The 15623-nt window shown below is 32.3% G+C and carries 15 protein-coding genes; 5 read left to right on the top strand and 10 right to left on the bottom strand.

What is annotated here, in order from left to right; translation table 11 throughout:
* The first annotated feature begins 20 nt into the window (after positions 1 to 20).
* The 3 genes from ACJBCC_RS00975 to ACJBCC_RS00965 all read left to right on the top strand — a co-directional run bounded on the left by ACJBCC_RS00975 (position 21) and on the right by ACJBCC_RS00965 (position 4549).
* Positions 21 to 1670 (top strand): DUF6029 family protein, encoded by a 1650-nt coding sequence (locus tag ACJBCC_RS00975; protein ID WP_407556154.1) that lies wholly within the window; start codon positions 21 to 23, stop codon positions 1668 to 1670.
* 137 nt (positions 1671 to 1807) lie between these two features.
* Positions 1808 to 3703: a choice-of-anchor J domain-containing protein gene (locus ACJBCC_RS00970; RefSeq protein WP_407556153.1), complete on the top strand. Its 1896-nt coding sequence runs from the start codon at positions 1808 to 1810 to the stop codon at positions 3701 to 3703.
* Between the two features lie 135 nt (positions 3704 to 3838).
* On the top strand, positions 3839 to 4549 hold the full coding sequence (locus ACJBCC_RS00965) for a T9SS type A sorting domain-containing protein (RefSeq protein WP_407556152.1): 711 nt from the start codon (positions 3839 to 3841) through the stop codon (positions 4547 to 4549).
* Between the two features lie 68 nt (positions 4550 to 4617).
* On the opposite strand, the gene ACJBCC_RS00960 is transcribed toward ACJBCC_RS00965, so the two are convergent.
* From ACJBCC_RS00960 to rsmG, 6 genes are all read right to left on the bottom strand, one after another.
* The gene (locus ACJBCC_RS00960; RefSeq protein WP_407556150.1) at positions 4618 to 7164 is read right to left on the bottom strand and encodes a toxin-antitoxin system YwqK family antitoxin; all 2547 of its coding nucleotides are present in this window, start codon (positions 7162 to 7164) and stop codon (positions 4618 to 4620) included.
* Positions 7165 to 7191: 27 nt separating this feature from the next.
* The gene (locus tag ACJBCC_RS00955; protein WP_407556149.1) at positions 7192 to 8181 is read right to left on the bottom strand and encodes an SPFH domain-containing protein; all 990 of its coding nucleotides are present in this window, start codon (positions 8179 to 8181) and stop codon (positions 7192 to 7194) included.
* A gap of 12 nt (positions 8182 to 8193) precedes the next feature.
* Complete coding sequence (locus tag ACJBCC_RS00950) at positions 8194 to 8754, bottom strand: hypothetical protein (protein WP_407556148.1); 561 nt, start codon at positions 8752 to 8754, stop codon at positions 8194 to 8196.
* Between the two features lie 11 nt (positions 8755 to 8765).
* Positions 8766 to 9542: a hypothetical protein gene (locus ACJBCC_RS00945; RefSeq protein ID WP_407556147.1), complete on the bottom strand. Its 777-nt coding sequence runs from the start codon at positions 9540 to 9542 to the stop codon at positions 8766 to 8768.
* 1 nt (position 9543) lies between these two features.
* Positions 9544 to 9753: a hypothetical protein gene (locus ACJBCC_RS00940; protein ID WP_299099100.1), complete on the bottom strand. Its 210-nt coding sequence runs from the start codon at positions 9751 to 9753 to the stop codon at positions 9544 to 9546.
* A 113-nt stretch (positions 9754 to 9866) separates the two neighbouring features.
* Entirely contained in the window at positions 9867 to 10496 is a 630-nt protein-coding gene (gene rsmG, locus ACJBCC_RS00935) for a 16S rRNA (guanine(527)-N(7))-methyltransferase RsmG (protein WP_407556146.1), read from the bottom strand.
* A 144-nt stretch (positions 10497 to 10640) separates the two neighbouring features.
* Between rsmG and ACJBCC_RS00930 the strand changes: the two genes are divergently transcribed.
* Both ACJBCC_RS00930 and ACJBCC_RS00925 read left to right on the top strand, forming a co-directional pair.
* On the top strand, positions 10641 to 11738 hold the full coding sequence (locus ACJBCC_RS00930) for an acyl-CoA desaturase (RefSeq protein WP_299099096.1): 1098 nt from the start codon (positions 10641 to 10643) through the stop codon (positions 11736 to 11738).
* A 33-nt stretch (positions 11739 to 11771) separates the two neighbouring features.
* Complete coding sequence (locus tag ACJBCC_RS00925) at positions 11772 to 12956, top strand: pyridoxal phosphate-dependent aminotransferase (RefSeq protein WP_299099094.1); 1185 nt, start codon at positions 11772 to 11774, stop codon at positions 12954 to 12956.
* A gap of 52 nt (positions 12957 to 13008) precedes the next feature.
* Here ACJBCC_RS00925 and ACJBCC_RS00920 read toward each other — a convergent pair whose 3' ends face one another.
* From ACJBCC_RS00920 to ACJBCC_RS00905, 4 genes are all read right to left on the bottom strand, one after another.
* Positions 13009 to 13269 carry a hypothetical protein gene (locus tag ACJBCC_RS00920; protein WP_299099092.1) on the bottom strand — a complete coding sequence of 87 codons (261 nt, stop codon included), beginning with the start codon at positions 13267 to 13269 and terminating at the stop codon, positions 13009 to 13011.
* Between the two features lie 19 nt (positions 13270 to 13288).
* Positions 13289 to 13573, bottom strand: coding sequence for a hypothetical protein (locus tag ACJBCC_RS00915; RefSeq protein ID WP_407556145.1), 285 nt, complete (start codon positions 13571 to 13573; stop codon positions 13289 to 13291).
* 130 nt (positions 13574 to 13703) lie between these two features.
* Complete coding sequence (locus ACJBCC_RS00910) at positions 13704 to 13952, bottom strand: hypothetical protein (RefSeq protein ID WP_299099088.1); 249 nt, start codon at positions 13950 to 13952, stop codon at positions 13704 to 13706.
* A 163-nt stretch (positions 13953 to 14115) separates the two neighbouring features.
* Positions 14116 to 15618 carry a TrkH family potassium uptake protein gene (locus ACJBCC_RS00905; protein ID WP_299099086.1) on the bottom strand — a complete coding sequence of 501 codons (1503 nt, stop codon included), beginning with the start codon at positions 15616 to 15618 and terminating at the stop codon, positions 14116 to 14118.
* Positions 15619 to 15623 lie beyond the last annotated feature (5 nt).

The raw sequence follows: 15623 nt of genomic DNA, 5'->3' as shown, positions 1-15623 counted from the left end.
TCGCTAACAATCAAATTAAAATGAAAAAATTATTCATTCTAGCTACGCTTTTTTCAAATATTTATTTCCTTAACGCTCAAGAAACTGGTAATTTTTATGGTGGCTTAGAGTCTAACTCTCAGTTGCTACAAACAGACAAAGGCATTAATTTCTTAGCTCCAGAAGATCAATTTAGAGCAAACAATTATGTTCTATTGAATTACAATCTCGGAAATTTTACTGCAGGTGTTCAATATGAATCTTATTTACCCTCTGCTCTATTAGGATACGATCCAATTTTTGACAACCAAAATGATGTTGCCACATACTACTTTAACTATAAAGATGACAAGATAGATGTTACTGGAGGCTATTTTTATGAGCAGTTTGGTAGTGGATTAATATTAAGATCTTGGGAAGACAGACAATTAGGTTTAAATAACGCCTTAAAAGGACTTAATATTAAATTAGACATAACTAAAGATTTAAGATTGAAGGGTGTTTTTGGAAAACAACGTCATGGATTTGAAGAATCTATAGGTACAATTCAAGGGTTAGATGCAGACCTAAACTTAAGTAGTGCGTTGAATATTGAATCAATAGATATTCAATTTGGCGCAAGCTACGTCGCTAGAAACCAAGACACCAATGGAAATGAAGCACTACCATCTACAGTAGGTGCATATGGTGGGCGTCTAGATTTTATTGTCGATAATTTTTACGCAGGTGTAGAAGCTATTATTAAAGATCCTGATGCTATTGCTAATGAAGGTGTACTTTCATCTAATAAACTTTATGACGGAACAGCTTTACAAGTTAATGCTGGTTATGCAAAAAAAGGCTTGGGTATCAACGCCACTTTTAGAAGATTAGAAAATTTTAGTTTTTATTCAGATCGTTTAGCTGAGGGAAATGTATTCAATCAACAGGTTGTTAACTATGTACCTGGACTCACAAAACAACAAGATTATCTTTTAACAAACATCTATGTTTACAATCCTCAACCAAGATTAATAATAGAATCGTTTGATCAAAGATCAGGTGAGGTTGGTACACAATTCGATTTGTATTACTCATTTAAAAAAGGTACAACTATAGGAGGAAAATATGGTACAAAACTAGCCGCTAATTTTTCATATTGGGGCGGACTAGATGCCGAATACAATATTGAAAATCGTTGGTATAAAGCTAAATTTATAGGAAAAGGACATCAACTATTTAGAGACATTAATCTTGAAGTTAAAAAGAAATGGTCTAAAAAATGGAGTTCTGTTTTTACCTATCAAAACGTCATAGTAGATAAAGGCGTTGTAGAAGGAGGCCCTTTAGGCAACAGTTCTATTTTAGCTAATATCGGTGTGATTGAATCTACACGCAAATTTGATAAAGGAAGAGCAATACGCCTAGTTGCGCAACATTTATGGAGCGATGATGATCGAAAAAATTGGGCAGCTAGTGTTATTGAGTATAATTTTTCTACCCGTTTTGCTATATATGCAGCAGACAACTGGAATTATGGTGGTAATAATGAAATTCATTACTATAGTCTAGGAGGAAGCTACAGCAAAGGCAATACGAGATTAGGACTAAATTACGGAAGACAACGAGGAGGACTAATTTGTATTGGTGGTGTTTGTAGATTTGTACCTGAAAATACAGGTCTAAGTGCAAACCTTACCGTCGCCTTTTAAGTTAAACCATAAAAAATGTATTTAAACGATATTTGTTTTCAAATGTCGTTTTTTTTATGCCAGAACTTTGCGTTATTTAAGCATTTGGTTATCTTGAAGCATCAATTTTAACAAAACTTTAATTAATCCTTCCAACTATGATTAAAAAAATTACCCTCGTATTTTTACTTTGCTTTTCTGCTAATCAGTTGACAACAGCGCAAACTTATTTTTCAGATGATTTCTCTTCTGGAGATTTGTCATTATGGACGCTTACAGACTCTGATGGTGACGGTGACAATTGGTCAATTGCCAATCTTGAAGCTGTGCAAGCTGAACATGCAACTTCTGCATCATGGAATTCTACCGCTGGAATTTTAACACCTGATAACTGGATGGTTTCATCTGCTATAGATCTTACAACAGCTACAGGTAATGTATTTCTTCAATGGAAAGCGTACGCACAAGATCAATCTTGGGCTAATGAAAACTATTCCGTTTATGTATCGACTGCCTCAGACATTGCTTCTTTAAGTAATTCATCAACCTCATTTAATGAGGTTATTGGTGCTACTGGAGCATATGTGGATAGAAATATAGATGTTACATCTTTCGTAGGACAAACTATCTATGTTGCTTTTAGACATCACAATGTTTCTGATCAATTTCGTATAAATATTGATGATGTTGTTGTTAGAAGTGTGAATGACGATGATGCTGAGTTAACAAGTATTAACTTACCTCGTTACGGTTTAGTAAGTACAGACTACCCATTTGAAATTACAGTAAACAATACTGGAGGTAATACCATTTCGTCATTAGACCTTTCATGGACAGACGGTTCAGTTACTAACTCTGCAGCAATTTCAACGAATATTGCAGGTGGTGCAACTGCAACAATAACTCATCCTGATATTGTAAATTATAGTACTACAGTAGAAAAGACAATTTCAGCTACAATAACATCGGTTAATGGTGGTGTAGATTCCAACCCATCTAATAATATGCAAACTGTATTTTTTAATACTATGACGCAATCTGGCACAAAAGCAGTTCTTATTGAAGAATCTACAGGGACATGGTGTGGTTGGTGCCCAAGAGGTACTGTTGGCTTAGATTATATGACTTCTACATATCCAAATAGTGTAGTTGGTATAGCGGTACACAATGGAGATCCTATGACGGTTTCTGAATACGATACAGCATTAGTAAATGTAATTGGCACAGGATGGCCAAATGCCGGTGCGGATAGAAAATTAGTAGGTATAGATCCTGGTCAAGCATCTTTACAAGCAGGATATAATACCCAAATAGCAGAAGTTGTACCTGTGGATATAACAATTGGTGCAATACAAACAGGAAGTAATTTATCAATTACCGCTAATGCAAATTTTTACACATCATTTGGTGCTGCAAATTACAGGTTAGGAGTTATTATCACAGAAGACAACGTAACTGGCACTGCTTCTGGGTATAATCAAACCAATTATTATTCTGGTGGTGGAAGTGGTGCAATGGGTGGTTATGAGAACCTACCAGAATCTGTACCTGCTGCTCAAATGGTATATAACCACGTCGGAAGAGCTTTATTAGGTGGGTTTGATGGTCAACCTAATTCTGTACCTACCGTAATAAATGGTGGAGATATAGCTTCATATACTTTTAGTTACACAATTCCTAGTACTAGTAGTGAAGCCGATTTACATATTGTCGCTGTATTAATAGACTCAAATGATGGAAGCATTGTAAGTGCAAAACAGAGTACAGTAGCACAAGCGTTGAGTATTGAAGAGGTTTCAGGAATCGATTCAATTAAATTGTATCCTAATCCTGCATCTGATAAAATCAACATTGCCTTTAGCGATGGAAATGGAAATTATAATGTAACTATTACAGATATGTTAGGAAGAACTGTAATCAAAAACAATTACGAGGGTTTATATGGAAATCAAAATATTGAGTTACCAGTGTCTCAATTAGATGCTGGACATTATATTATGAATATTAACAACGGCTCAGCCAGTTATAGTGCCAAATTTATTATAAATAAATAAATCACTTATAGCATATATAAAGGGAAGCATTTTTAGATGTTTCCCTTTTTTAATAAATAATGTATATTTGAAACTAACCGTGTATTCAATTCAATTAAAAAAAAAAAAAAAACTATGATGAAAAAACTACTTTTTATGAGCCTATTTCTAACCTCATTTGCTTCATTCGCTCAATTTGAAGTTAGAGACAAAAGTGATGACAGCTTATTAACTGATGGGCAAATTGTATCATTTTCTGAAGCTGGTTGTGCATATGCAGATCCTTGCAATTTTAAGTTTAAAGTAACTAACACCTCTAGTGAAGATTTCTACATGAGAATATTTGTTGATAATCTTACAGGTACAGATGGATCAGATTTTCAGTTATGTTTTGCTACCGTTTGCTTAAACAGCGTAGAACTTAATAGTGGATACCCAAGTACACCCGCATTAATTACTGCAGGATCAACTAATAGTATTGGTAATAATTTTTGGAATCAAAATGATAGTGCCACTACAACACCTATGAGTTGGACTTTTAGATTTCAACAATTAGATGCTAGCGGAAATAATACAGGAACACCTTTAAGCATTACTTATAATTATAATCCAACGTTGAGCGTTGACAACTCTGAGTTATCATCTTTAGAGATATACCCAACTAGTGTAAAGAACGAACTTTCAGTACAATCTAATGAAAACTTAACAGCTGATGTTTATGATTTATTAGGCAGAAATGTAAAAAACACAAATATTGCCTCTGGAGGAGATTCAATCAATTTAGCTGATTTATCTGCACAACCTTATATTATTAGATTTACTAATGAAGCAGGACAAACTATAACAAAAAAAATAATAAAAGAATAAATACTTCTTTGGTTTAGCCACATAAAAAAACCGTTTGATTAATTTCAAACGGTTTTTTATTTTAAATTTTAATACAATGATTTGGCTGTAATGTTATCTAGATAGATTCCTAGTTTATTTATATAATTAACACTACGTCCTTCTTTTAAATTCTCTTTAGCAAAGAAAATCGTTTCATCATTATGACCTATTAATTTAATAGTTAACTTATCTGTCTGTTTACTTAAAATAATAAAATTCACATTATTATCATAAGTGATGGATCCAGAGATAAAAACAACACCAGATTCTAACTTATTATTTTTAAAAATTGCCTTATTTTGTTCTTTTCCACTTTCATCATACCTAATTACTTCTCCATTAATATAATTATTATCTACAGTATATTTTAATCGTTTTACATCAGTATTTTTATAATATGCTAGGGTTTCTATTTCTTTCCCATTTTCAAATTTAGAAATACGTCTACCGTTGTCATCGTATGAAATCTTTTCAGTTAAAAATCCATTTTTGTAGGTCTCTTCAGTAGGTTTGTCATTATAACCACTATTTATTATTTTCTTACCTTCAAATGGCTGATTGTCTTTATATATTAGAGATGAAATAACCTCGCCTTCATCATCATAATAAACTGCCTCTCCATTTAAAATATCATTTTTATAGGTTTCGGTACTCTGTATTTTACCAAGATAACTATAGCTTTTAAATACACCTTCTTTTTTATCATTAACATATTGGCCTTCTTCTAATATTTGTTTTTGACCATAATCATACTTTTTGTAAGCTCCTTCCTTTACACCATTTTTTACAGTAAGTTTTACACGAGAACTTTGATCATACAATGTTCCTTCCCACGGCATTCCGTCTTTAAAAGTTGATTTTGCAAACACGTCTCCATTTTTTAAATAAGATACTGAACAGCATGCAATATCTATTTCTTCAATTAAAACAGGGTTTACTTTATCATAGTTTCTAGTTAATCCATAGTCATACTTTTTTAGCTTTATTAATTCGCCTTCCTTTTCTTCTTTTATAAGCTGAATTTCATTAGTGTCGTAAAAGAATTCATATAAAACACCGTCCATTTTAGCATAATCATAAGTGCCTATAAGTTCATCTTTATCATTATAAAATTTCCCAAGCATTTTATTGTAAGATTTAAAAGTTATGTCACTTTGTTTAGAGCCATTACTATAATAAACAATTTCTCTTACCTTTTCGTAGCTACCACCTTTATAAAAATCTGTACGCTTAAAAATCACTTTCTTCTTCTCTCCTAACAATTTTGGTCTAAATGTTGTTCTTTCTATAACATAACCGTCTTCATAAGTCTCAACACTTGAAATATCGATATCATATCCAGGAAAAAAACGTTTTCCGTTTAATGGTTTTCCATAATTATTTTTATATTCTATAAACAACGTTCCTATAACCTTGCCTTTCTTATCAAAATAAGTTTCTTTTTCTTGTGTCTTTTCGTTAAAGATTAAATCCGTTTTGGGATATAAATTAATTTCTTTCACTAATTCTCCTTCCTTATACGTTGACCTCTTGTCGCCAACTATTTCGGTTCCTGAATAAGGATAGTAATCTTTATAAGTTATTCTGGCAATTTCTTCGCCTTCTTCATTATAACTAACCTGAAGTTCTTTGGTACCATTGTTATAGGTATTAAAGGATTTTAAACTTCCATTCTCGTAGTAAAATGCGTCCTTTTGCAATTTACTTTCTTTATAGGTTCTTTCAGAAAGTATAACTCCTTCGAATTCTTCCCTGCTACTGTAAGAAAATTTAAACTCTGTTCCATTATACGGGTTTAAGTAATTGTTATCTAATGTATACGTTACACTACCTAAAGCGACTCCTTCTGTTGTAAAATAACTATTCTTAAACTCTGGTTCTTTCTCAAATTTGGTTCGTACCTGTCCGTTTCTATAGAAACTTGTTGCACCAAGATATTGACCAAACGGATAATAACTAATTTGCTTTACTCGCATAGGATGGTAATAATAAAAGACTTCTGCACCAGTTCTATAACCTTTTGTTGTCTCTTTTAACTCATCTATAAGCTCTCCTTTTTCATCATAATATTTAGAAAGAAAACGAGCACCTTTCTTAACTCTATAAGTTTCATATCGTATACCTTCTATGTCTCCATCGTATACAATATCTACTATAGTATCATTTTCAATTTTGGAATAAAAACTATTTCGTCCGCGACCTCTATTAGTTGCGCCTTCAATAAAATAGCCATCCTTGTAAATCGCTATTAATTTCTTTTTATTAAGGTAGGATACAAACTCTCCATTTAATCGATTATTATCATAATGTCCACTTTGATATACTGAACCATCTTCATTATACCAAGTTACTTTTCCTTGAAACAATGCCTTATCTTCATTTACAGAAAGCGCACTCATTTGAAGCTGTCCTGAAATATAATAGTCTTCTATTCTAAATAAATCGCCTTCCTTTTTTACTGGTGTTCTATAAAAAGCAGCACTGTCTTTTACCGTTTCCTTCCAGTCAATATTATAATAAATGGTGTCTTGTTGAGCATTTATTTTTAGTACAGAGGACAATACTATTAGTAGTAATATTACTTTATTTTTCATTTAAGTTGTTTTATATTTCGATGCAAATTACATGCTATCTAATAATTCTTTTTTCTTTGCTAAAAATTCTTCTTCAGAGATTAATTCATCTTCAAATAAGGATTTTAAATCCTTTAGTTTAGACCTGATATCATTAACTTCTGGTTCCTTCTTTTCGTTTGAAGCATTTGCTTGCATGGCATTACCCATGTTCATACCAGCAAACATGCCCATACTTGTGCCAGCCATACCTTCGTTTTTAGCCATATCTCGCATAGCTTTTAGTTTTTGAAGTTCTGCGTAGTCTACACCTGCAATATTTGCGGCTTTTACCTCAGCTTGCATGTTACTAATCTCATCAATCCTCTCGTTGGTATCTTTATCAAAGGAGGTACCTTCTATTCTAAAATCTAATAATTGAAAGCCTAATTCTTCAAAAATTTGTACAGTTCGCTCTTGAGTTTCTCTCGCTATGTTTTCAATATTACTATCAATTTCTGCGTAAGAAAATTTAGCGTTTGCTAAATAATTAGAAATCGGTTGTGTAATTCTACTTAAGAATATTTCTTGCAATTCATCAACATAATAGTTGGATTGACCAGCCAATACATTGATAAAAAAGTTTTTAGGTTCCGTAATTTTCAATGAATAATTTCCATAGCCCCTTAAGTGTACTGGGAAAGCATATACAGGATCATTATAAGTAATTGGAATACGTGTTCCCCAACGAATGTTTAGCATATCTGCTTTTCTGTAAAACCAAATTCCTGTTTTGTGCTCACTTTCAAAAGCATTCATTAATTTTTTAATAGTGGTAATAAAAGGTTTATTATCTGTTTTGAGATCATAAATACCAGCTTCATCAAAAACACCTTCTATTTTACCTTCATATGTAAATACACAGCCTTGCCCTTCTTGCAAAATAAGTTTAGATGCATTTTTTAACTCGTCGCCTCTATCAGTAAATTTGTAAAACAGTTGATATTGCTGAGGACTTTCCCACTGAATTACTGAACGCATTTGATTTAAAATACCCATAATTTTCGTTTTTTAGAAATCTATATCTTCTGCTAAATCTACACCATCTGATTTAAAATTCCCTTTCCAGTAATTTTGCCATTTATCTGAAATTGCTGATGTTTCTCTATAATTGGCTTCATATTCTGCACTTTCATGATTAACGTAATTATGAAACCACGTACTGTAATGCATACTTATACTGCTCCAATCATGCAAATTAAAATTGTATTGTTCTAAAATAGCAGCAGCATCCATACCTTGTTCTGAAGCTACCGATTGATGCCAAAATATTTTCTGAAATGCATCGTAATCTGGTACTTGTTCTAAAAGTGTATCTAAACTATTTCCACCAGATACTTCTGAAAACTTCCCAACTTTAGGGTTTGTAAAAAAACCAGCATAGGTCGTTGCTAAGGTCATATCTTCTGCCATAATATCGCCTAGTTTTCCTCCCCAAGCTTCGTTAGTTTGCTGCCATACTGGTAATTCTAAGCCTAAGATTTTACACACCTCATCTTCTTGCATGCCTTGTGCTATGTTTCCACAAGCTGCTCCCCAATCTTCAAAAGAAACTCCGTTTATTTTTTCCATAATTTTAAGTTTTAAGTCGTTTGTATTTTTTTATAATTTTCGAATTCTTTTTGTTTACGTTTTATATCGTCATCATAACGATTTTGTAATTCTGAATTTAGAGTTATTCGTGCCTTAAAAAAACTATTCCAATATTCTGAATGTGCTTTTTCATAAGTTTCCCAATACGATTCAGGTGCTTGCCCACGATGAAGTCTAATGGCTTCAATAGCCGCTTCCATGACATCAAATTCTGTCTGAGTTTTTACTTTTGCAATATTGTCTACAATTCCCCAACCTACTTTTAAAAACTTGGCTTCTGGTGCAATTGTATTTACTGTATTGCAAAAACTACAAGTTATGTATTGTGCTCTAAACAGATCGTTCCTAATTTGTATCTCTGCATCACACTGCGTACAATTGTGTTTTTTATCTGCAATTTTAATAGCATGGTCGTAAAATAACTGTGAGAGTTCGCCTTCTAATTGACGTTCAAACCGTTGTAAATTCTCCTCGAGTTTATCGCTTAAAATTGAACCTTTTGTATATTCATCTGACGCGAAATCGCCAATTAATTCCATTTGAGGTTCTACCTTTTCATCCCAAACCTCATCTATCTTATCGGTTAACTGTCTAATTTGCGCTTTCATGCCTTGCCAACCACGCATTGTAGTCTCAAAGTCGTAATCTGATTCTGCTAATTGATTGACGCTAGCTTCTTTGGCATGGTTTAAAGAATCCGTAAACCTACTTTCAATTTTTAGTAAAAAAGCATCCCATTTATTAATTAACTCTTGTTTTTTGTCCATTTTAATTATCAGATTTTATAACCGTCCCAATGTCCATAAAAGAGGTTTTACAATAACTACATATTGTTAAATCTGATTTTTTTGGCCTAGGTGCACCACAAGTATCGCAATCTCTTGTACTAACAGTAGTTTCATTGTGAGCTTCTGTATTATACATAGAGTTTTTGCTCTGTGCTGCGTTACTTGTAATTTTTTTAAATGGGTTAGACATATTTGTGTCGGTTTATTACGATGTAAAATTCTATAAATTCTTAATAACAAATTACCCTGTTTTCAGGGTTTTTAAATTACTGAAAACGACCAACACCCAAATTAAAGCATATTTTAAGACTTAAACTTTAGTGGTAAGTGAATCACTTTTTTAGTTTCGAAAAATGGTTCTTCAAAATAATCTGATAGTAAAAAAGCTTTTACGGTTTTGTATTGTTTTAGTTCTTCTGTAAGGTCTCCTCCTTTTAAGTAGAGTATGCCGTTTTTTAATTCGTTCTTATGCGTTTTTGCAATTTTTCCTTTTACCCAAGGGGTAAATTCCGGCATTGTAGTAACGGCTCTACTTACAATGAAATCGAATTTTTCATCAATGGCTTCTACCCTACTATGTGTTGTTTTTACGTTGGTAAGTTCTATGGCTTCTGAGACAGCATTTATAACTTTTAGCTTTTTATTGATACTATCTACCAAGTGAAATTGACATTCTGGAAATAGAATGGCTAATGGTACACCAGGAAATCCTCCTCCTGTACCAACATCTAAAATTGATGAACCATCTGCAAAACTCATAACCTTAGCAATTCCTAAGGAATGTAAGACGTGTCTTAGATAGAGTTCCTCAATATCTTTACGTGAAATTACATTGATTTTGCTATTCCAATCCATGTATAAAGCTTCAAGAGCTGTAAATTGTTCAATTTGCTTTTCTGTTAGATTTGGGAAGTATTTGAGGATCAATTCCATTTGAAATATTTTTTCCAAAAATACTTAAATTTAATCTGTATAAATTATGTTAAATCGATAAGGTTGCTTTTTATTTATTAACTATCTTTGCTGCGTTATAATGATTTTAAATCCCTTACGTTATAACTTAAATAAATTTGACTAATGGCACAACAAACTGTAAAATTCTCTAGAACAGACTCTGCTAAATTCTTTAGAACACTTAATAAACGTGTAAACAATTACTTCAAAGAAAATAACATAAAAAAAACAGGTAATTGGAAACTTTATATTAAAGCAATTGTAATGTTTACGTTGTTACTAGGACCTTTAGTGGTTTTATTAACCGTTAACGACTTACCTGGATGGCTTCAAATTATATCTATGATGGTTATAGGTATTGGTATGGCTGGTGTTGGTATGAACGTAATGCACGATGCTAACCACGGTTCATTTTCTAGTAAAAAATGGGTAAATAAATTAATGGGAAGTAGCATTCACATTTTAGCTGGTAATGATTATAACTGGAAAGTACAACATAACGTTTTACACCATACATATACAAATATTCAAGGACACGATGAAGATATTGATGCTGGTAGAATTATCCGTTTTTCTAAACATGCGAAATGGTTAAAAATTCATAAATACCAAAAATATTATGCTTTTTTACTTTATGGTTTACTAACTGTAAACTGGGCAATTACAACCGATTTTAAGCAAACTTACCAATATTTAAAGAGAAAATTATCTTATGGCGATTTTCCTAATCCGGCTACACAGTGGACCAAGTTAATTATTGGCAAAATATTATACTACACTATTTGGGTTGTTTTACCATTAGCTCTAGGTTATGCTTGGTGGGAAGTTTTAATAGGCTTTTTAATTATGCATTACACAGCTGGAATGATTTTAAGTGTTGTTTTTCAGTTAGCACACGTGATGCCAAATACTGAAATGCCATTGCCTGATGAAAATGGAAATATGAAAAACACTTGGGCTATTCACCAATTATTTACGACCTCGAACTTTTCGCCAAAAAGTTGGATTGTTGAGTTCTATACAGGTGGATTAAACAGACAAGTTGAACATCACTTATTCTCTAATATTAGCCATGTGCATTATAAACATATTGCAAAAATAGTTAGAGAAACTGCTCACGAATTTAGCTTACCATATAACGAATATAAGACAATGTGGAGAGCTGTTGCAGAACACTACCAACAATTGAAACAATTAGGACAAAAGCCAACTATGGCTTAATATATTTCGCATTACAAAAACTAACACAACCACATGAATCAATTATCGGATAGAATTAACAACCTAGCCACATCAGCAACGCTTGCTATGGCAGCAAAAGCTAGAGAACTAAGAGCTGAAGGAAAAGATATAATAGGATTAAGTTTAGGTGAGCCAGACTTTGATACACCAGATTTTATAAAAGAAGCTGCTATTGAAGCCGTTAACCAAAACTATAACAGCTATACTCCAGTAGATGGTTATGTAGATTTAAAAAATGCAATTATCACAAAATTTAAACGTGATAATAATCTAACTTATACTTTACCGCAAATTGTAGTATCTACAGGAGCAAAACAAGCCTTATACAATATTGCATCTGTGATGCTAAATGAGGGCGATGAAGTAATTTTACCTTGTCCGTATTGGGTTAGCTACAGTGACATAATTAAATTAAATGATGGTGTACCTGTTGAAGTAAAAACATCTATTGAGAACGATTTTAAAATGACAGCTGCTCAACTTGAAGCTGCTATTACACCAAAAACTAAAATGATTTGGTACAGTTCTCCTTGTAACCCAAGTGGTTCTGTTTACAGTAAGGAAGAATTAAGAGCATTAGCAGATGTTTTACAAAAGCACCCTAATATATATGTTGTTTCTGATGAAATCTATGAACATATCAATTTTAAAGGTGGTCATTTTAGTATGGCTGAATTTGATGATATGTACGACAGAACTGTGACAATAAACGGTGTATCTAAAGCTTTCGCTATGACAGGTTGGAGAATTGGTTACATTGGCGCACCAGATTGGATTGCTAGAGCATGTAATAAAATTCAAGGTCAGGTAACCAGTGGAGCCAACTGTATTGCACAACGTGCTGTTATTACTGCATTAGAAGCTCCAGCTTCTTGTGTAAAATATATGGTAGATGAATTTAAAGTAAGAAGAAAATTAATTTTAGATCTTCTCGGTGAAATAGAAGGTTTTAAATCTAATGAGCCAGAAGGTGCTTTTTATGTATTCCCTAATATTTCTGCCTATTTCGGAAAAACGATTAAAGGAAAGGAGATAAATAATGCTTCTGATTTTTCTTTGTTTTTGTTAGAAGAAGCCTTAGTAGCAACCGTAACTGGTGAAGCTTTTGGAAATCCGGATTGTATTAGAATTTCTTATGCCGCATCTCAAGATGAAATTAAAGAAGCTATAAAACGTATAAAGACTGCTTTGAGTTAAAACATACACTTTATTAAAATAAAAAGACCTTTCTATATTTAGAAAGGTCTTTTTATTTGATGATTGCCCACACAAAAAAAGATAGAATAATAAAAGTAATAATTCCGACTTTTAGCCATAATATTCGGTTATCCCTTTTTACCTTTTTCTCAATAGACTTTAACAACTCTGGTGTAGCTTCTTGAAAATCATATTCTGGTTTTTCTGAAAAGATAGTTCGACTATATCCTTTTTTAAACTTTTTCCTTTTAGAACGCATATTATCATTGTTCTTTAAAGTCGTTATCATAGTCTGTACAACACCAAAACTCATAAGTCTTAATTTTTAACGATTAATAAGTAATCAGTTCAATAATTCCTTCGGTAGAATACAAAAAGATGCATAAAAGTAAAATGAATAAAATAGCCGTAAGCAAAATCACTTTTAAGGTTCTAATTTTATGCTCTTCTTTTAAACGCTTACTTAAATCCTTTAGTTGTTTGGTTGATGCTGTAGGTAAGTTATATTCTGTTTTACTATTTGGGTTATAGCCACCAAGTGTATTTCTCAACTTATCTCGTTTAGAAAGTAAGTTAAGGTTATTCTTAACACTAACATTCATTGCTCCTGTAGACATAATTTCTATAATTTAAATAGTTAGTAAAAAATTGAAATGATAACAAACCATTTTAAAATAGGTCTCTAATAACATAAAAGGCACAAATTAATGTGCCAGTTGAAAGTTCTATATATTGTAGTAATGCTATCTAAAACATAGCTATTAATACCATAGCAAATACAGTTAACTTTAAAATTGCTCCTGTATGGTTTACCATTCTAAATTGAGAAGACTTAATACGTTGTCTTATCCCAAATATTGATTTCTTCGTTGACTTTCTATAATTCTCTTTAACAATTGATTTGTAACGAGAGTTTAATAAGCCATTTGCTGTAAAGTTAGATACCGCAATGGGTTCTGGTACTGATTCTAATGTTGTGTTTAATACTAATTCCATGATTGATGATTTTAATTGGTTATACAAGTAAGACGCTCAATCAAATAAAATGTTACACATTGCATATCAGTACTTAACAAAATAACAGCAATAAAAAACTTGAAACTATTAGTGAGAATATAGGCTAGGTAAATTTAAAAAAAAATAAAAAAAATTTGAAAATTTATCTATTTCTCCAAAAGAAAGGCGTCAATAAAATTAAAACAGTAAACAATTCTAATCTTCCAATAAGCATTAAAAACGAAGCCCACCATTTTCCTAAAGGTGGTAATGCGGCATAATTATTTACAGGTCCAAAATCACCTAAGGCTGGTCCAACATTTCCTAAACTTGATGCAGAAAGACCTATGGCAGATTCAAAATCCATTTGAAACATAGAGAATACTAAAGCACCAACTATAAAAGACAACATATACAGTATGAAGAATCCAAGTACATTAAATACAATATCTTTTGATACAGATTTTCCGTTATATCTAACAGGGACAATAGCATTAGGATGCAAAGCGCGTTTAAATTCTAAAAAACTATTCTTAATTAAAATTAATTGACGCATTACCTTTACACCACCTGAGGTACTACCTGCTGAACCTCCTAAAAACATTAAGCCAAAGAAGAAAACAGTTAAAAATGGCGTCCACAGTGTATAATCTGCAGTGACAAATCCTGTTGTTGTAATAACACTTAATACCTGAAATAACCCATGCCTAAAAGCACTCTCTCCTTCTCCTAACACCATTGGATGATCAATTGAAGATATGGATACATCTGCCCTAAAGTATATCAATATAGCCGCAACAAATGTAAATACTGCTATAAATCTAAAGTAGAGTTTAAACTCCTCATCCTTTATTATTTTAGCTACCTTTCCTTTAAACAAGTAATAACTAAGCACAAAATTAGTTCCTGCTAAAAACATAAAGAATATAATAATATATTGAATAGCTGGATTATCATTCCAGTGTGCTACGCTTGCATTTTTTGTTGAAAATCCACCTGTAGACAATGTACTTAAGGCATGATTAATAGCATCAAAAAACGACATTCCTGCTACTTGTAACAATATTGTTTCTGCTGCAGTGTAGCCAAAATAAATTAACCATAATCGCTTTGCTGTATCTGTAATTCTCGGATGCAATTTATCACCACCTGGTCCAGGAGCTTCTGCAGCAAATAGCTGCATACCACCAACACCTAATAATGGCAATATGGCAATGGCAAGAACAATAATTCCCATACCACCAATCCAATGCGTAATACTTCTCCAGAATAAAACACCTTTTGGTACAGCTTCAATATCATTTAAAATACTGGCACCTGTTGTAGAATAACCAGACATGGTTTCAAAGAAAGCATCAGTAAATGAGGGAATGGCTTCTGTAACTAGATATGGCAATGTACCAGATAAAGACATTACAATCCACCCAAAGGCTACTACTATATATCCTTCTCGCTTATTCATTTCTTTGCGATGGTCCTTTGTTCTATACATTACCAAAGTACCAATGCCAAGTGTTGCGAGACCCGCTAAAAATAAATCAAGAGTAACACCATCATTATAAATAAGACTTATTAAAGTAGATATCAACATAAACCCACCATTAAATAATAGTAGGAGTCCAAAAAAATGAAAGATTATTTTATAATTGAGCTTTATACGAGACATTCTAT

The organism is Winogradskyella sp. 4-2091, from assembly GCF_045765065.1.
Classification (GTDB): Bacteria; Bacteroidota; Bacteroidia; order Flavobacteriales; family Flavobacteriaceae; genus Winogradskyella.
The sequence above is the reverse complement of the archived record's forward strand: the minus strand, read 5'-3'. Positions and strand labels throughout refer to the sequence as shown.